The sequence below is a fragment of the Sphingomonas sp. LR59 genome (assembly GCF_036855945.1).
Classification (GTDB): domain Bacteria; phylum Pseudomonadota; class Alphaproteobacteria; order Sphingomonadales; family Sphingomonadaceae; genus Sphingomonas.
In genome coordinates, this window is record NZ_JASPFL010000001.1 from 762,226 (window position 1) to 779,132 (window position 16,907).

At 62.9% G+C, this 16,907-nt stretch carries 17 protein-coding genes; 7 read left to right on the top strand and 10 right to left on the bottom strand.

Annotation, left to right across the window (positions count from 1 at the left end; translation table 11 throughout):
• Nucleotides 1-50 precede the first annotated feature (50 nt).
• Nucleotides 51-614, top strand: coding sequence for a TetR/AcrR family transcriptional regulator (locus tag QP164_RS03605; RefSeq protein WP_333922162.1), 564 nt, complete (start codon nucleotides 51-53; stop codon nucleotides 612-614).
• 253 nt (nucleotides 615-867) lie between these two features.
• Here QP164_RS03605 and QP164_RS03610 read toward each other — a convergent pair whose 3' ends face one another.
• Nucleotides 868-2,265 carry an aminotransferase-like domain-containing protein gene (locus QP164_RS03610; RefSeq protein WP_333922163.1) on the bottom strand — a complete coding sequence of 466 codons (1,398 nt, stop codon included), beginning with the start codon at nucleotides 2,263-2,265 and terminating at the stop codon, nucleotides 868-870.
• A 101-nt stretch (nucleotides 2,266-2,366) separates the two neighbouring features.
• Between QP164_RS03610 and QP164_RS03615 the strand changes: the two genes are divergently transcribed.
• The gene (locus tag QP164_RS03615; protein WP_333922164.1) at nucleotides 2,367-2,705 is read left to right on the top strand and encodes a UrcA family protein; all 339 of its coding nucleotides are present in this window, start codon (nucleotides 2,367-2,369) and stop codon (nucleotides 2,703-2,705) included.
• Nucleotides 2,702-3,631, top strand: coding sequence for a PhzF family phenazine biosynthesis protein (locus QP164_RS03620; RefSeq protein WP_333922165.1), 930 nt, complete (start codon nucleotides 2,702-2,704; stop codon nucleotides 3,629-3,631). The genes QP164_RS03615 and QP164_RS03620 overlap by 4 nt, the downstream gene beginning before the upstream one ends.
• A 367-nt stretch (nucleotides 3,632-3,998) precedes the next feature.
• On the opposite strand, the gene QP164_RS03625 is transcribed toward QP164_RS03620, so the two are convergent.
• Nucleotides 3,999-4,616: a TetR/AcrR family transcriptional regulator gene (locus QP164_RS03625; RefSeq protein ID WP_333922166.1), complete on the bottom strand. Its 618-nt coding sequence runs from the start codon at nucleotides 4,614-4,616 to the stop codon at nucleotides 3,999-4,001.
• Between the two features lie 105 nt (nucleotides 4,617-4,721).
• Between QP164_RS03625 and QP164_RS03630 the strand changes: the two genes are divergently transcribed.
• Both QP164_RS03630 and QP164_RS03635 read left to right on the top strand, forming a co-directional pair.
• Nucleotides 4,722-5,924 (top strand): MFS transporter, encoded by a 1,203-nt coding sequence (locus QP164_RS03630; RefSeq protein ID WP_333922167.1) that lies wholly within the window; start codon nucleotides 4,722-4,724, stop codon nucleotides 5,922-5,924.
• A gap of 37 nt (nucleotides 5,925-5,961) precedes the next feature.
• Nucleotides 5,962-6,975, top strand: coding sequence for a zinc-dependent alcohol dehydrogenase family protein (locus QP164_RS03635; RefSeq protein ID WP_333922168.1), 1,014 nt, complete (start codon nucleotides 5,962-5,964; stop codon nucleotides 6,973-6,975).
• Nucleotides 6,976-7,477: 502 nt separating this feature from the next.
• Here QP164_RS03635 and QP164_RS19745 read toward each other — a convergent pair.
• Together QP164_RS19745 and QP164_RS03645 are read right to left on the bottom strand one after the other, a co-directional pair.
• Nucleotides 7,478-7,660 carry a hypothetical protein gene (locus QP164_RS19745; protein ID WP_443027417.1) on the bottom strand — a complete coding sequence of 61 codons (183 nt, stop codon included), beginning with the start codon at nucleotides 7,658-7,660 and terminating at the stop codon, nucleotides 7,478-7,480.
• 395 nt (nucleotides 7,661-8,055) lie between these two features.
• Entirely contained in the window at nucleotides 8,056-8,520 is a 465-nt protein-coding gene (locus QP164_RS03645) for a winged helix-turn-helix transcriptional regulator (protein WP_333922170.1), read from the bottom strand.
• 68 nt (nucleotides 8,521-8,588) lie between these two features.
• Between QP164_RS03645 and QP164_RS03650 the strand changes: the two genes are divergently transcribed.
• Both QP164_RS03650 and QP164_RS03655 read left to right on the top strand, forming a co-directional pair.
• Nucleotides 8,589-9,830, top strand: coding sequence for an MFS transporter (locus QP164_RS03650; protein WP_333922171.1), 1,242 nt, complete (start codon nucleotides 8,589-8,591; stop codon nucleotides 9,828-9,830).
• Nucleotides 9,831-10,144: 314 nt separating this feature from the next.
• A protein-coding gene (locus tag QP164_RS03655; protein ID WP_333922098.1) for an IS3 family transposase occupies nucleotides 10,145-11,309 on the top strand; the annotation gives its coding sequence in 2 pieces (ribosomal slippage) (nucleotides 10,145-10,401 and nucleotides 10,400-11,309; 1,167 coding nt in all).
• Between the two features lie 412 nt (nucleotides 11,310-11,721).
• On the opposite strand, the gene QP164_RS03660 is transcribed toward QP164_RS03655, so the two are convergent.
• The 6 genes from QP164_RS03660 to QP164_RS03685 all read right to left on the bottom strand — a co-directional run bounded on the left by QP164_RS03660 (nucleotide 11,722) and on the right by QP164_RS03685 (nucleotide 16,780).
• Nucleotides 11,722-11,991: a hypothetical protein gene (locus QP164_RS03660; RefSeq protein WP_121884093.1), complete on the bottom strand. Its 270-nt coding sequence runs from the start codon at nucleotides 11,989-11,991 to the stop codon at nucleotides 11,722-11,724.
• Nucleotides 11,992-12,173: 182 nt separating this feature from the next.
• Nucleotides 12,174-13,220 (bottom strand): L,D-transpeptidase family protein, encoded by a 1,047-nt coding sequence (locus QP164_RS03665; RefSeq protein ID WP_333922172.1) that lies wholly within the window; start codon nucleotides 13,218-13,220, stop codon nucleotides 12,174-12,176.
• An 86-nt stretch (nucleotides 13,221-13,306) separates the two neighbouring features.
• Entirely contained in the window at nucleotides 13,307-13,723 is a 417-nt protein-coding gene (locus QP164_RS03670) for a hypothetical protein (RefSeq protein WP_333922173.1), read from the bottom strand.
• A gap of 488 nt (nucleotides 13,724-14,211) precedes the next feature.
• Nucleotides 14,212-14,490 (bottom strand): hypothetical protein, encoded by a 279-nt coding sequence (locus QP164_RS03675; protein ID WP_333922174.1) that lies wholly within the window; start codon nucleotides 14,488-14,490, stop codon nucleotides 14,212-14,214.
• Nucleotides 14,491-14,736: 246 nt separating this feature from the next.
• Nucleotides 14,737-15,810: an L-glyceraldehyde 3-phosphate reductase gene (gene mgrA, locus QP164_RS03680; protein ID WP_333922175.1), complete on the bottom strand. Its 1,074-nt coding sequence runs from the start codon at nucleotides 15,808-15,810 to the stop codon at nucleotides 14,737-14,739.
• Between the two features lie 121 nt (nucleotides 15,811-15,931).
• The gene (locus QP164_RS03685; protein ID WP_333922176.1) at nucleotides 15,932-16,780 is read right to left on the bottom strand and encodes an N-acyl homoserine lactonase family protein; all 849 of its coding nucleotides are present in this window, start codon (nucleotides 16,778-16,780) and stop codon (nucleotides 15,932-15,934) included.
• Between the last annotated feature and the right edge of the window lie 127 nt (nucleotides 16,781-16,907).

Below are 16,907 nucleotides of genomic sequence, written 5' to 3' on the forward strand. Positions count from 1 at the left end.
AGATCGAACCTTTATCGACCGGTCTAAGAAGGGAGCCGCTTCGTCAGCGCGTGATCGACGCGGCCGAACGGCTGCTCCGCGACGGCAAAGCTGACTTCTCAATGCGCGACCTCGCCTCGGAGGCCGGGGTCAGCTTTGCGACCCCGTTCAATCAGTTCGGGAGCAAGGCGGCGATCATGCATACGCTCTCCACGCGTCGGATCGATACAATGGAGATACGCTTCGCCGCCGCGCCGACGCTGGTGGACACGGCCGCGCGGGTAATGCTGGCGATCGATACGGCGGCGGCGGTGATGCTAGAGGAACCGGCGATCAACCGTGCGGTCATGGGCTGGATTGGCACCGCCAGTTCTTCGCCCGGACAGGTCTGGGCGCGCTCGACGGCCCTCTGGACGCTGGCGCTCGGCGCGGGAGAAGGGTTAATGCCAGCTCGGCGGGATCAGGCGCTACGTTGCTTGCCGGGGCAATTGGCGTTCGCCTTTCGTGGGGTGCTGTCGTTCTGGACTGCGGGCGAACTGCCCGACAAAGCGCTAGCACCGAATGCCCGAGACCTCGCTTGCACAATGTTGCTTGGCTTCACCGAAGAGCGGCCATCTCGAGATCCTGGCTTATGAGGCCGCCAACGGGGTACCGCACCGCACCTTTTGGCAGCGCTGCGATGCTAAGATCGGTCAGGCAACCGAGATGAACCGATAGCAGGTTCTGCGGAGCGCTCTGGTAGTGCTGGACGTCCGCATCTGTGTCATCAGGAAGACTAACCGAGATGCCACCGTCGCGATCAAGGTGCGGGTATTCGTCAATCACATTGTCGGCAGTCTGCTGCCCATGAGTAAACAGTAATTTCCCTAGCCTTTGGGTGGGAAAGCGTCACGCCTTCGCCAGAAACGCAAACAGCGCTTCATCGTCACACATCGACACGTTGAAACGAAGGTAGTCGCTCCACGCGCCACTGGTGCTGAACACGTTGCCAGGCGCGAGCACGATGCCTTCCGCCAGCGCGGCGCGAGCGAGCGCGACCGCGTCCATTCCGTCCGGCAGCCGTGCCCAGAGGAAAATCCCCGCGTCGGGCTCGATCCACGGTTCGATCCCGACCGCGCGCAGACGCTTCACCGTCCGTGCCATTGCGCGCGCCAGTCGGGCGCGGACGGTCTCGACATGTCGGCGATAACTGCCGTCGGTCAGGACGGCGTGGAGCAGGTTGGCCGACAGCGGATTGCCCGACATCGATGTCGCGATCCGCAGATCGGCAAGCGCCTCGATCCAGTCGGGGCGGGCGACGATATGCCCGCAGCGTACGGCGGCGGAGAGTGACTTCGAAAAGCTGCCGATGCGGATCACGCGGTCGAGCCCGTCGAATGCAGCGAGCCGTGGCGCGACAGTGTGTTCGAAATCGGCGAAGATGTCGTCCTCGACGACGACCAGATCATGTGCTTCTGCGAGCTTCAACAGCTTGTGCGCGGTCGCCGCCGCCAGCGTAGCGCCGGTCGGGTTTTGGATAGCGGAATTGGTGAGGTAAAAGCGCGGGCGGTGCTCTGTCAGCGCGGCTGCGAACGCCGCTAAGTCCGGCCCCATCGGCGTCATCGGGACGCCAACCACCTTGACCCGGTGAGCGCGGAGCAGAGCGAGGAAGTTGAAGTAGCACGGATCGTCGACCAGCACGGTGTCGCCGGGTTCAAGTAGGAAGCGGCAGACGAGATCTAGCGAATGCGTGCTGCTGTCGGTCAGGAGGATCTGGCCAGGCGCGGCGTCGATGCCCTGCGCGGCAAGCCGTCGGGCCAGCAGCGCACGCAACGGGAGCGATCCCTGCGGCGAGGCATAGCCGGCCAGCGCGCCATCGTCCGTATCCCGTGCGGCGGCACGCAGCCCCTTGCGGATCGCATCGCCCGCAAGCCAGTCGTTGGGCAGCCAGCCGCATCCTGGCATCAGTCGGTTGGCACCTCCGCTCGACGACTGATTGGCAAGCGACTGGCGCAGCATCCACAACGGATCGACCTCGCGCTCGACCGCGCTACCCAGCCGGTCGAGCGCGAGCGGGGCGAGCGGCGAGGCGACGTAGAAGCCCGAACCCGGCCGTGACCGGATCGTGCCATCCGCGGCCAGCCGATCATACGCCTCGACCACCGTTGATTTGGAGAACCCGATCGTCTCGGCCATTGCCCGAACAGAAGGTAGGCGTGCGCCGGGCGTCAGCGTACGCCGCTCGATCCGATCGCGGATGACGTGCATGACCTGTCCGGTTCGCGTGTCCTGCATGTTCGTCGCCATCGTACCGTTCTCTAGCCCAATACAGTTTAGCCCGATCGTATGCTTCCGTCTCTGTCAGCGCCAGCCGCAATTCGGCATCGGTCATCGCACAGGAGGCTATCATGAAGACTATCGTTCTCGTTGCATCGGTCCTTGCCGCGCTGTCCACGCCGGGCATGGCGCAAGAGGTGAAAATCGGTCCCGCCCGCTACTCAGTCACGGTGGCGCGTGCCGATGTGTCAGCGACCACGCTGGCGTCGGCGCGGCGCGCGCTGGATCGTATCGGTCGTGCGGCGACGGCAGCATGCGGCGGTTCCGGCGGCAGTCTCCGCGAAGTGACCAGGGCAGTCGAAGCCACTACCTGTTGGCGCGAGGCGGTCGACGGTGCGGTCCGCGCGGTTGACGCGCCGCTGCTGTCGCAGGCCTGGCAAGCCCACCACGCATCGGAGAACCGCTCATGACCAGACTCTTCAAGCTCGTCGACGTGTTCGGCACCGATCCGTTCACCGGCAATCCGCTCGCGGTCATCGCCGATGCGGACGGGCTTTCCACGGACGAGATGCAGCGGATCACGCGCTGGCTCAATCTTTCGGAAACCACCTTCCTGCTGCCACCGACCGATGCGCTGGCGGACTACCGTGTCCGCATCTTCACGCTTGCGCGCGAATTGCCGTTTGCCGGACATCCGACACTCGGGACGTGTCATGCGTGGCTGGAGGCCGGGGGCATTCCGAAACGCGACGGCGTGGTGGTGCAGGAATGTGGCGTCGGACTCGTCGAGGTCAAACGTGACGGCGATCGGCTCGCGTTTGCCGCACCGCCGTTGATCCGCAGCGGAACGCCGACTGAGGCGGAGATCGCGGAAGTGGCCGAACTGCTGCGGATCGAACGGACCACGATCGTCGATGCACAGTGGGTCGACAACGGTCCCGGGTGGATCGCGGTGATGCTTGCCTCCGCCGCTGAGGTGCTCGCGGTCGATCACGCGCGGCATCACTCCCGCCGCATCGATATCGGCATCGTCGGTCCGCACCCCACCGGTTGCGACGCCGCATTCGAGATTCGTGCGATCTTCAGCGACGCGCACGGCGCGCTGATCGAGGACCCGGTCTGCGGCAGCCTCAATGCCTCGGTCGGGCAGTGGCTTTTCACTAGCGGCCGGGCGGCCGATCGCTACGTCGCTGCGCAGGGTTCGTGCATCGGCCGCGACGGACGGATCGATGTCTCGCAGGACAAGCGCGCGCAAATATGGGTAGGCGGGCGAACGATCACGCTGTTCGACGGACAGTGTAGAGGCTCAAATTCCAGCGGGAACGACCCCGTCTGCAGTCACGAGTTCGCTCCTGCCGAACAAAGCCGGCGGGCGCGCGCCGGGATCGTGCGTTAGACTAGAAGCCGTCTGATGAAGGCTGGAGCATGCACGGGTGAGTGCTCTACCGGTCTGGCCGCGCGTCACTATCGCACCATTCGGTATCAGGATCACGATCGTCGGAAACCAAAGCGGCGGCCGTTCGGTCAATCTTGCTAATTGTCGGGACATGCCGGGGCAAAGGTGGAAAATATGCTTCCGTCGCAAACAGACGTTCAGCGGTGCGAGTACGAACGACGGCTTCGTCCTACTTCTTCTCATTCTAGGGCCGCTCGTCCAAGCGTCCAGCGGACATGAAAGGATGTCCGAAGTTGGGGAGCGCGCAACCACCGCTGAATGTCGTCTTCTGGGTCCAAGCAGAAAGACCACGATGGAAGAAGCCAAGTCAGGTGCGTGAACTGCGGGGGCTGTCGTCCCACGCCGCCATTGCGTGCTTGATCCCTGATCGTATGGCGTTTGCGGGCACCGCGTCTCGCGCTTGTATCGAAATACCCAGGACGAGTCCGTCGTACAGCGCGACCAACCCTGTGACATCTGTGGCGGAGTCGAGATCGCCCGTGCTCACGCCGGCAGTAATACACCGATGTAGCGCCTTCCGGGTAACATCGCGCTCGGATCGGGTCAGCGCCCGGATCGGCTCGCTTGCCTCGGATGAGATCATTCCGGACAACGTGACCATGCAACCGGTGGGATGCGCAAGGTCGGTCTGTACCGCGACCGACGCCATCAATGCCTGTTCCAGCCGTGCACGCGGCGGCAATCGTTCGTCGTCGAGCGCGTCGACGATGCTGCCATGCCGGTCCAGATACCGCGCCAGCGTTTCGCGATACAGCGCCTCCTTCGAACCGAATGCGGCATAGAAACTCGCCGACGAGATGTCGCCCATCGCCCGACGCAGCGTGAGGAGCGATGCGCCCTCATACCCGTGCTCCCAGAACAGATGCATCGCGCTGTCCAGCGCCGCATCCCGGTCGAACCCACGCGGTCGTCCGCTCCGTGCCATAATTCTCCGCTCCTGACATTGTGGATTAATCAATCCATTATTCGTTGACAAGCGGTCTTCGGTCCTCGAATGCACTGGACCAGTCGATCCAGAAGTGAGTGTTGCGTGCGTCCAAAATCGATTCCGACCGAAGCCGGCGCGAGCGAGACGCTGCCGATCTCCGCGCTGCTAGCGCTGGCGATGACCGGCTTCACCGCGATCCTGACCGAGACGCTTCCTGCCGGGTTGTTGCCGCACATGGCAGCGGGGCTGGACGTGTCGGAGTCGCTCGCCGGGCAGACGATCACGGTCTATGCCGTCGGCTCCCTGCTCGCGGCGATCCCGCTGACGCTGTGCACGCAAGAGTGGCGCCGCAAACCGACGTTGCTGGTCGCGATTTTCGGCTTCCTGATCTTCAACTGCGTGACCGCCGTATCGACGTCCTATGCGCTGACGCTGGTCGCGCGGTTCATGGGCGGGGTCGCCGCGGGCCTCGGTTGGGGGATCATCGCGGGATATGCCCGGCGGATGGTCGTCGCGCCGCTGCGGGGCAAGGCGCTCGCGATCGCGATGGTCGGGACGCCGCTGGCGCTGTCGATCGGCGTGCCCCTCGGGGCGATGCTGGGCACGACGCTTGGCTGGCGGATGGCGTTCGGGCTCATGTCGATCACCACGCTCGGCCTGATCGGCTGGGTGCTGTGGCAGGTGCCGGATTTCCCCGGACACTCTACCGAGCAGCGATTGTCGATCGCGCGCGTGTTCCGCACACCCGGCGTACGGACCGTCTTGGTCACGCTGTTCGCGTGGATCACCGCGCACAATATCCTCTATACCTATATCGCCCCGATCGTTGCGCTGTCGGGCGTGCAAGGCAGGCTCGACCTCGTGCTCCTCGGGTTCGGACTTGCCGCGCTGGTCGGAATCTGGATCACGGGCGTGCTGATCGATCGGGCGTTGCGGCCGCTCGTGCTCGTCAGCCTGACGGTGTTCGCAGCAGTTTCTTTGGCCTTCGGGCTGTTCGCGGCAATCCCGGAGGTGACGATCGTTGTAACGATTCTGTGGGGGCTGTCGTTCGGCGGCGCCGCGACTCAGCTTCAGACCGCGCTTGCCGATGCCGCCGGAGAGGGCGTCGATCTGGCGAATGCGATGCTGACGACGGTATGGAACGGTGCGATCGCCGCGGGAGGGATCGTCGGCGGCGTGCTGCTCGATCATCTGGGTGCAGGGTCGCTCGCTTGGGCCGTCCTAGTGCCGACGCTGCTCGCCCTGGTGCTTGCGTCCCGCGCAAGCCGCCACGCCTTCAAGCCCGGTCCACGGGCGTTCGACTGAAGTACCGGTCGCGCATCAATTAACGCAGGAGACTTCGATGAAAGCCTATCATATCGGCGCCCAGGACGGCATCGACGCCCTCGTCGCGGCGACCCGCCCCGAACCCGTCGCGGGCCCCGGCGAAGCGCTGGTCGCACCGCGCCTCGTCGGCTTGATCAGCCGTGACGTTCAGTTGTTACGCGGCACCTACGGTCCTCGCCAGTCGGAGACCCGCATTCCGATGTCCGAAGGCGTCGGCGAGGTCGTCGCGATCGGAGAGGGCGTGACCGAGATTGCGGTCGGCGACCGTGTCGTCTGCGGCCATTTCGCGAACTGGCTGGACGGTGCGTTCCGCGCGGACGTGTTTGCGCACGATATCGGCATCACGCACGACGGCTGGCTGGCCGAGCGTATCGTCCTGCCCGCCGCGGCCTTGATCCGCGTGCCGGACGCGCTGGCCGACGCGGATGTCGCAGGGCTCGCCTCAGCAGCGCTGACGGCCTGGAACGCGCTGATCGAGATCTGCGACGTCAAGCCTGGCGACACCGTCCTGTGCCTCGGTACCGGCAGCGTCTCGCTGGCGGCGCTGAAGATCGCCAAGGCGCGGGGCGCGCGGGTCGCGATCACCTCGTCCCGCGATGCCAAACTCTACACGGCGCGCGCGCTCGGTGCGGACATCACGATCAACTACCGCACGTCCCCCGATTGGGCGGCGGAAATGATCGCCAAGACGGACGGCAAGGGGGCCGACATCGTGATCGAAACCGGCGGCGTCGATACGCTGGGCCATTCGATCGCAGCGGCCGCGGCGAATGCGCGGATCATCGTCATCGGCGTGTCGCCAGGCGAGGGGCCGGCGATCCCTAATTACCTGTCCCTCATCCTCAAGAACGTGACGATCCGCGGCATCGCCAACGGCAGTCGCGCGATGTTCGTCGACCTGCTCGACGCGATGGTCGCGAACGGGATGACAACCGTCGTCGATCGGACGTTCGCCTTTGATGATGCGCCGGCCGCCATCCGCTACTTCGCCGCCGCCGGACACCTCGGCAAAGTAATGATCGCGTTCTGACCACGTTCTCTGGCGCCAGCCGCCAACGCGGGCTCAAAAGGCCGTTTCATCCATTTTACAGCTTTTGTGACCGTAAAAAGCGAAATGAACGAAAGTCCGAAGTCCGAAGTCCGAAGTCCGAAGTCCGAAGTCCGAAGTCCGAAGTCCGAATGCCGAAGTCGGTGGGCGGGTAAAGTCGCGGGAATGACCGTAACTGGGTCTGGCTGGAAGCTGTAGGGCAGGGTGCCTTCCGCTCACACCCGGACGCTCAGACTGATAATCAGCGCTCCCGACAACGGCCATTCGTTAAGCTCGATCTTTCCCGTTTCTCCGTCTCCGAGAGGCCATTTCGGGAAACAGCAATCGGGAACACATTTTGGGAAGGGGGTGCCCGGGACGGTTCTCAGCGGGATCGCCCGGGCGACTGTCCCGCTACGGGTTCGTTTTCGAGAAAACCAGATCAGCAGGAAACGACCATTCGCTCGTCGCCCCCGTCGATTTCGTACCGGGTTGGAAGCCGGCGTTACGGCGCTCGGTTAACCACCGCCTCAATCCGGTATCCATCTGGATCGAACGCAAAGGCCGCATAATAATTGTTGCCATAATCAGGACGTGGCCCGGGCTGCCCGGCGCAGCATCCTCCGTGCAGCAATGCGGCAGCGTGAAATCGATCGACATGTTCCGGCTCGGACGCGGAGAATGCCAAGTGGAACCCCTCACCGGGTACGCTTACTTGGGACTCAAGATTGAGTAATAGTTTGTCACCTTGCCCGATATATCCATAACTACTGATTCATCTCCCGTAAAAACACGGGCATAGCCAAGTGGGGTAAGTGCCGCATCATAGAAAATCATAGAGCGTTTCAAACCGGTCACAGCAATTGAGAGATGATGAAGCATTATCGTTCCAGCCTTCGGAATGGTTCATATTACATGTACCGGCGGCTCTTAATTCCAGCTATTTCCAAAACGCCATCCCTCGCGGGACTGCTTGATCGGTCTCAACCGCCGTTCGTTTGTGGGAAAAGGCTAAGAACACACGTGTATCCTGATCGCTCACTGCAGGCCGCGTTCCTATCCCGTCTCGTCGGAAGCCCTGGCTCACCCGCCGGACACTGTCTGAGGTAATTTAACGACGCACGTGTCCGTCCAGCCCAGCGACCTTCCGTCTGCCGCGCGGAGGATCAACGTTTCTACTGGCACATTATCTTGCGCGTCGACCAGCAACGAATGGCGCTCGGCTGGACCGTAGAGCTCTGCTTCGCCCCACTGACGCAAAGCGGCGACGACGATATGCAAAGCCTGTCCCTTCGCCGTCAGGACGTATTCGCGATAGGCACTGCCGCCCGATACCGCTTGCGTCTCGAGGATGCCGCGCTCCACCAGTGCGCGCAGACGGGTAGCGAGCATCCCTTTCGCAATCCCCAGGCTCGATTGGAACGCGCTGAAACGCCGGATGCCTTCCATCGCATCGCGGATGATCAGGAGGGACCACCAGTCGCCGATCGCGTCCAGCGAACGCGCGACCGGGCATGGTGCATGCATAAAACTAACGCGCTTGACCAAGGCTGTTCCTCAAGTGGTTCCGATTACGAACTGGACCCATACACAGAGAGTGGTCTTATAATAAGACTATGACCTTCGAACAATCAGATACATCCCAAGACACCTGTTTCCCGTTAGCCGACAAGACTACGACCATCATGGCGATTGCGGCCGGCTTGGCGGTTGCGAACGTTTATACGGTCCAGCCCTTGCTGAACGTGATCGGTGAAAGCTTGGCAATGCGCCCTGCAAACCTCGGACTGGCGGTTACACTGACCCAACTCGGTTACGCAGCAGGACTAATTCTCCTCGTGCCGCTCGGCGATCTTTTGAACCGTCGTTCGCTGATCGTCGGCCAGACGGGATTGTCGTTCCTGGCTCTCGCAATCGTTGCCCTGTCCGATTCACCAGGGCTTTTTCTGTTCGCGCTTGCTGCCGTCGGCGCATTGGCGGTTACGGTGCAGACGCTTGTGGCGTTCGCGGGAACGCTCGCGCTGCCTGAAAGGCGCGGCGCGGCAGTCGGCAAGGTCACCGGCGGCATCGTGATCGGCATCCTCGTTGCTCGCGCCGTGTCGGGCAGCGTCAGCGAATTGCTAGGCTGGCGTGCGGTCTATGCAATCTCGGCACTTGTGAGCCTGGTCACGACGCTGGCGCTGAGCCGAGCGTTGCCCGGCGATCCTAGGCAGCCAGGAACTGCGAGTTACGGATCGATTCTGCGTTCCCTTCCGCGGTTCTTTCTCGACGATAGACTGCTGAGACGTCGTGCCGTTTACGCCTTCATCATTTTTGCAGCGTTCAGCACGTTCTGGACGGCGGTGGTATTCCCGCTGACCGACGCACCCTTTCGTCTTTCTAATACTCAGGTGGGTCTGTTCGGCCTGGTCGGCATCGCCGGAACGCTCGGCGCGCGTGGCGCGGGCAAACTGGTCGACAAGGGATCAGAGCAACGCGTCACAGGTACCGCCCTGGCATTGTTATGCCTGTCATGGGCGCCGATCGCGCTTTTGTCATTCTCGCTCTGGTGGCTTGCCGTCGGGATCGTGCTTCTCGACCTTGCAGTACAGGCCGTCCATGTCACCAATCAGACGTTGATCGTCGGTAGACACCCGGACGCTGCCGGTCGCGTGATCGCCGTCTATATGGTGTTCTATTCGCTGGGAAGCGCAGCGGGAGCCGCGGCATCGACCTACGTTTATAGCGTCTCCGGGTGGCACGGCGTCTGTCTGGCGGGCGCCACGATCAGCATCGCCGGTCTGTTATTTTGGGCGAGCACCGCCCGAACTCCGACCGACAACCTGCTAGCATTGGCCGTTTCGCCTTGTCCTGATTAAGAGCGGCTGCGGTCAATCACCACCCTCTGTAGAGAAGCTGCTGGCACGCCTGCGTATCTCCTGAAGGCGGGAGATCGCAATGAACGAATGGCCGAAGTTGGGGAGCCAGAAACGCGCTGCGAAAGACGACTTCTGGGTCGTCGCGCGGATGAGTAGCGCTGGCGGACGAATAGGGGCAGCAAGTCACCTCAAATCCTGAACTCCCCATTTGCCGCCCGGCGTAGATATCTCGCGGATGACACTGTAGCCAGTGACGTGACCCCCGTTTTTCCTCCAGTTGGAGCTAGAGTCCGACCCCGGAAAGGGACGGACAGATGAAGCGGAAGCAGTTTTCGGAAGAGCAGATCATCGGCATCCTGAAGGAGGCCGAGGCGGGCGCGGTAGTGACGGACCTGTGCCGGCGGCACGGGATGTCGAGCGCGACGTATTACGCGTGGAAGGCCAAGTTCGGAGGGCTGGAGGTGTCCGACGCGAAGCGGCTGCGAGCGCTCGAGGAGGAGAACGCCCGGCTCAAGCGGCTGCTGGCGGATACGATGCTCGACAACGCGGGTCTGAAGGACCTGCTGTCAAAAAATGGTGACGCCTGCCGCGAAGCGGGAAGCGGTCGCGCATCTCCAGACGGCGCTGGGGATGAGCGAGCGGCGGGCGTGTGCTGTCGTCGGAGCGGATCGCAAGAGCATGCGGTACCGCTCGTGCCGGGGAGATGATGGCGACCTGCGGTCGCGATTGCGTGAGCTGGCGCAGCAGCGCCGGCGGTTCGGCTATCGGCGGCTGCACATCCTGCTGCGCCGGGACGGCATCACGATCAACCGCAAGAAGACCCAGCGGCTCTACCGCGAAGAGGGTTTGACGGTGCGTCGTCGCAAGGGACGCAAGCGTGCTGTCGGCGCGCGGGCGCCGGCCCCCGTGCTGGCGCTGCCCAACCAGCGCTGGAGCCTGGACTTCGTGCATGACCAGATGGCCACGGGGCGGCGGTTCCGCATCCTCAACATCGTCGACGACGTGACACGCGAGTGCTTGCGGGCGGTGCTCGACACCTCGATCTCGGGCAAGCGCGTGGTACGCGAACTCGCTAATCTGATCGCCGAGCGCGGTGCGCCCAAGATGATCGTCAGCGACAACGGGACCGAACTGACCTCGAACGCGGTGCTCGCGTGGTCGGGCGATGCCGGCGTCGAGTGGCACTATATCGCCCCGGGCAAGCCGACGCAGAACGGGTTCGTCGAGAGCTTCAACGGTCGCATGCGCGACGAGTTGCTGAACGAGACGCTGTTCTTCACCATCCGCCAGGCGCGCGCGATCCTCGCGCGCTGGGTCGACGACTACAACACTGAGCGGCCGCACTCCTCGCTCGGCTACGCCACACCAGCGGCCTTCGCCGCCGAACTCGAAAAGCAACGGGCGGGTTTAAACCCGCCCGTTGCTTCACCCGCGCTCCTGCGCGACAACAACGGTCGGTCTCTGGTTGCCGCTGGATGAAAAACGGGGGTCACGTCACCAGATCCGTACGCGGTCGGCCGGCGCGAGATACTGCCTCTGGCTAGCATCGATCCTCTACCCGGCGTACCAAGCATCCACGTTGCGTAGCCGGTTCACCGCGTGGATCTGGCCCCGCGAGTGCGGGGAGTTGACCAGTTGCTGTCGGAGCGACTCGTTCCGCAACAGCGTCAGCCAAACCTGTCCCCAACCAAGGAAGAAGCGCCAAGCGCCGGTGAAGTCGCCACGTTCGGGGGCAGCCTTTCGATCATGCATGGTGCATCGGAGGACTACAGCTGCCATCAGCCCTGGCGCTTACTCCAAGACGTAAGAAGGGCATCCGAGTCGCCTCGAATGCCCTAATTTTGCAAGCCGCTTGGGAGCAACCTGCCTGCAGCTCTAAGCGCTCAGTCGCTTAGATGCCATTCGAAAGATTGGTATCCGGATCGTTGGTGCGCATGTCTTCCGCCTGATTCTGGCCTGTGGCGCGCACTGCGTCGGCCTTGTTCTCCAGGCTCGCTTCAGCTGCTTCGTTGCCCGTGGCGTCGGCCGCGTCTTCGAGGTTATCGGCGACGGCTTCAGTGTTCGACTCGATCTTATCGGCCGCCTGCTCGCGCGGGCTGGAATTGCAGGCTGCGAGCGAGAGCAGACCGGTAACGACGGCGACAGCAAAAACTTTCTTCATGATCAACCCTTTTTGTGGTGCGGTACGGATACACGACGGCGGTTGGAATTCAACGCCGATCCGCTTGGTGGGGTATGGCTGCCCAGCGGCCAGCAATGCTTTGTCTAAGCGATCCCTCAATAGGCAGGAACCAGTGGCCAAACCCATGCGCTCGCGTTCGCGGGCAAGGGGAAGGGTTGTGACTAGGGGCCGATGTCGATCGCCTGCGCTTCCGCCCGGCGCGCCGACGACTTGGCAAAACCCAGTTGCTCAGCGATTGGATCGTTCCATCCGTACGGGTCGGTGCGGAAGGCTATCGCCCCGTCGGCGCCGACATAGACATTGTGATAGAGCAGCCGGACCGGAATACGACGCGGCAACGGCACGAAGGTCATCTCGCCCGTCGCCTGCGCGGCCTGCCAGGCGTCCGCGACGCCCTCGTCCTCGGCGAGCATCTGCGCGAAGCCGAGCGCGTCCTCGACGCGGACGCAGCCATGGCTGAGATGGCGCTGGCTGCGCTCGAACAGGGCTGGTGCCGAGGTGTCGTGCAGGTAGATCGCCTGGTTGTTGGCCATGTCGAACTTGACGAGGCCGAGCGCATTGTCGGGCCCCGGCTGCTGGACGATCCATCCGTCACGCAGCACCATGTTGTGCGCCTGCAGATACGCGTCGTCGACATTCGCCATTTCGCCGTTCTGGATCGATTTCGGCACGGTCCAGGTCGGGTTGGCGACCAACCTGAAGATCGGCGATGCAAGCGCCGGGGTCTCGTGCCCGGGTTCTCCGACCACGACCTTTCGCTCGTCCGCCACCGTGCCGTCGCGGTAATAGCGCAACTGTGACGCCGCTGTGTTGACGTCGATCCGCGTGGCCGGCGGCGTGCGTTCGAGCCAGCGTCGGCGCTCCAGCGCAACGCCCAACGCCCGGGCGCGATCGCTGGCGCCCAGGTTGAGCACCTTCAGCGTCTCGGGGCCGACGACGCCGTCGGCGGCAATCCCGTAATCGGTTTGCAACCCTTTCAGCGCGTCCGCCAGCGCTTGCGTGTAGAGCGCCGACATGGGGGAAGGCGCGAGTTGCGACGGCTCGGTCGCTAAACCGGAGGGTGCCAGATAGTCGCTTTGCGTCAGCTGATCGGCGATGGCCGCTACCCGCGGGTCTCGATCGCCGACGCGGATCAGGCCACCGGTGATCGGCTGGACTGGTCCGGCCGCGGCCGCAGCCTGACTGAAGCGGAGATAGGCGTCGGACAAAGCCCGGTATTCTGCGTCCTGCGGTGCCAGCGACGCCAGCCACTCGGTGAGTTTACCGGTCGCAAGGGCGACGCCGAGGCCGGCCGTTACGTCGGTTTTCGGCCGGGGAGGGTATAGACTTCGTGCAACGAGGCAGGATCGATGTGTCCTCTTGCCAACGCTTCGGCATAGGAGAGGGCGGCGCGCGACCGCGCTACGTCGGCGACGGCGGGGCTTGCATCCATTGCGTCCGCGGCGGCGAAGGCCAGGTGGTCGAGACCGTGCCGGCCGCGGTCGGCGAGCGCGGACTGGAATGCCGTGATGCTTTGCTTGGACCACAAAGCTCGCCATTTCGACTTGGCGTACAACGTCCGAAGTCTGGGGTCCGTCACTTCGGCCTTGTCGATTGCAATCGCGATGGGGTCTGGACGGGTTACGGCGTCGATCGGAACGATCTGAGCGTGCGCCGCTCCGTGGGTAAGCAGGATCAGCAGCGGGACCGTGGATCGGTACAATGTCTTCAAGCGCATCCCGGACTAACGAGCCAGTCGGCAATGTGGACCAGAACGACGGCCGGTGGCAGCATAAATGTGCCGTTCGGCGTGCTATCGCTGGTCTAAAATCGATCGCCGTCGCTACTCTTGAAGGCGTCGGCCCGGCCTGTTTCACTCGCAGATCGCGCCGTGGCGTCGGCCATGCGCAACGCCCGTCAATCACCCTCGAAAGTCAGCGCCTCGTCGGCGCGCGCCGCAGCGTATTTCATCTGACGGTGCGCAATTGCGCCGACTATAGGGGGTACGCATCGCCAGGCTCTCGAGGGTCGTCCCAATTGCTGCCATCAATACGGCCCCATCGGCAACGGTTTGCCTACATGAACAAACGGGCGAAGTTGGGGAACGACAAGCCGACCCCAGCGTCCGACTATGGGTCGGCGCGAACGTCGACTGACCCGGTAATCATAGGATCCGCCTACCGCTATGGCGAAGCCGTGCGATACCCCCAAAATGGGCAATCACCGTTCGGTACTCTTGATGTCTATAATTTCGTTGTTCGAAAGACCCGCGTCTTCCTCGTGCAGGAAGTGCAAGAGTTCGCCAACTTCTTTCGGTCCAAACGTTAGGGCAAGGCCATCCATACGAATGGATATGGCTTTCTGTCTATCTGTGGACAGACCGGCGATAATTTCAACGCAGTCTTCCAGCGTTCCTTGTCCGAGCGCGTCTGAGGTCACGTCACCAGACGCATCGACCGAATAAATCGTCGCCGGCTCACTCAAGGGGTATGTCGTCATCGCGTTTCCTGACCAGTCGGTGTTGATAGGAGAACGCGCTGGGGTTCATATCGGGCGCACTGACACTCGCCGTCTCAGCCTTCTGATACCTGACAGTCGTCTAGTGGCAAAGCCGCAAGCGAACCTGAACAAGTGTCGGGTCTTGGGGCGTGACTCAGGGGGCTTCAATGTCGCTTTATGGGTCGTCAAACCCTTCGTCTGTTGCACCGACTTCGCCCGGTAGAGAGCCTGTCGGCGAACCCCACATTACGCAGGCACTCCTTGCGCTGCTGGCAGAACGACAATGTCAGACGATTCCGACCAAAGATTGATGCCACCGTCGTTGGCGGCCTTATCGATAGCAGCGAGTTCGTCGACGGAGAAATCGAGCATCTTTATCGAGTCCAAGGAGTCGTCGAGCTGTTCGACGGTGCGTGCACCAATCAGCGCCGAGGTGACCCGCGGGTCGCGCAAAACCCACGCTAGCGCCATCTGGGCGAGCGTTTGTCCGCGCTCACTTGCGATCTCGTTCAGCGTTTGAACGGCGGCGAGGTTCTGATCTGTAAGCAAGGTCTGCGACAGCGATCCGCCTCGGGTGGCTCGAGTGTCCTGCGGTACGTCGCTCAGATACTTGTTCGTCAGCATGCCCTGCGCCACCGGCGAGAAGGCAATGCAGCCGACGCCCAGTTCCTCTAACGTGGCTAGTAGTTCCCGTTCGATCCACCGGTTCAGGATCGAATAGCTGGGTTGGTGGATGAACAGCGGCACCTTTTCATCAGTCAGGATCTTGGCCGCTCGGCAGGTTAGCCCAGGCTCGTAGGAGGAGATGCCCACGTAGAGTGCCTTGCCCTGTCGATGGAGCTGTACCAGCGCGCCCATCGTCTCTTCGAGCGGGGTCGCGGGATCCAACCGGTGCGAATAGAAGATGTCGACATAATCGAGCCCATCCGTTTGAGGCTGGTCGCAACTCGCAATCAGGTATTTTTTGGAGGAGCGGACATCGCCGTACGGCCCGGGCCACATGTCCCACCCAGCCTTGGTCGAGATGATCAGTTCGTCGCGGTGGGCAGCGAAATCAGCTGCAAGGACGCGTCCGAAATTCTCCTCCGCCGAACCATATGGGGGGCCGTAGTTGTTGGCGAGATCGAAGTGGGTCACGCCACGATCGAACGCCCGGCGCAGGATGGCCCGCCCCGTCTCGAACACGTCGTTTCCGCCGAAGTTCTGCCACAGACCCAGGCTGATTGCCGGCAGCCTCAGCCCGCTGCGGCCGGTGCGTCGATACGGCATGCCGCTTTCATACCGGAGCGGCGAGGCGACGTACGGGCGATCAAACGACATTGCTGTTCCCTTGTGAACTGCTTTACCGCGCAACCCGCCAAACGTTAAGCCGCATAGGGCATTCCCCTTCCCGAAATGCAACGATCGAACAGGGCAAATGCTTCCCGGTGATGTGCAATCTCTATCGAGAGGCCACCGGGAAGGTGGCGAGCTTGGACACGTCGGACGGGTCGTGCTGGACGATGATTGTGGCACCGAGGTTGGCCGCCAGCTTCTGCAAGCGATCCATCGACGACAGGCTGTCGGCGCGTTGCGTGTTCCAGCTTGGCACGGCTGAAAGCGACCATTGCGCTTCCAGATGAACGACATCGCCGCTGAGGATGACAGGCCCGGCCTGCCGCAATCGCACGAGAAGCGCCGATGCGCCGGGCGTATGACCCGGCATGGCAAGCATGACCACCGAGCGATCGCCGAACACATCGCGATCTCCTTCGACCGGATCGACCTTGCCCTTCCCCGTCAACCATGGCGCAAGGAGCGCCGGTTCGGCACCAGCCGGTTTTCGGGTGGATCGCAATGCCGTCCAGTCCGCCGCACCGATCAGCAAGGTGGCTTTGGGAAAAGCCGCCGCCTGACCGGCATGATCGAAATGATAATGGCTGAGGGCGAGGCGCGTAATATCATCTGGCCGGAGACCCAACTTCGCCAGTTGGGTCGGAAGATCAACCGATAGGGTGGGGCTGATCGGCTGGCTATCGATCGGTTTGCCGAGCAACGTGGAGGGTAAGCCCGCGTCCCACAGCAACATCTCCGCGCCGTGACGGATGAGATAGCAGCCATTGCTGAGGCGACGGGATCGCCCATCGTAGGTTCCGGTGTCGGACAGCGGAGAGGCGTCGTTCATCTGGATCTGGCCGCAATCCAGGCGCCAGATCATGACGTCCGCCTTAGGGGCAGCGGCTTGGACCGCGGCGCTCAAGGCCAGCGACAGGCTGCCCGCCAGAAGGCGGGGCCACAGGGCAACGTACATGGTCTTCTCCTCAGGAATGCCCTGAGAATGCCCGCTTGTGAGAAGCGTGATGCGCCGGCGACGCTCATGTTTGCGCCCGAAACGCTCACTCGCGCCTTGTATCGCTCGAATGACAGGTCGATGGCCA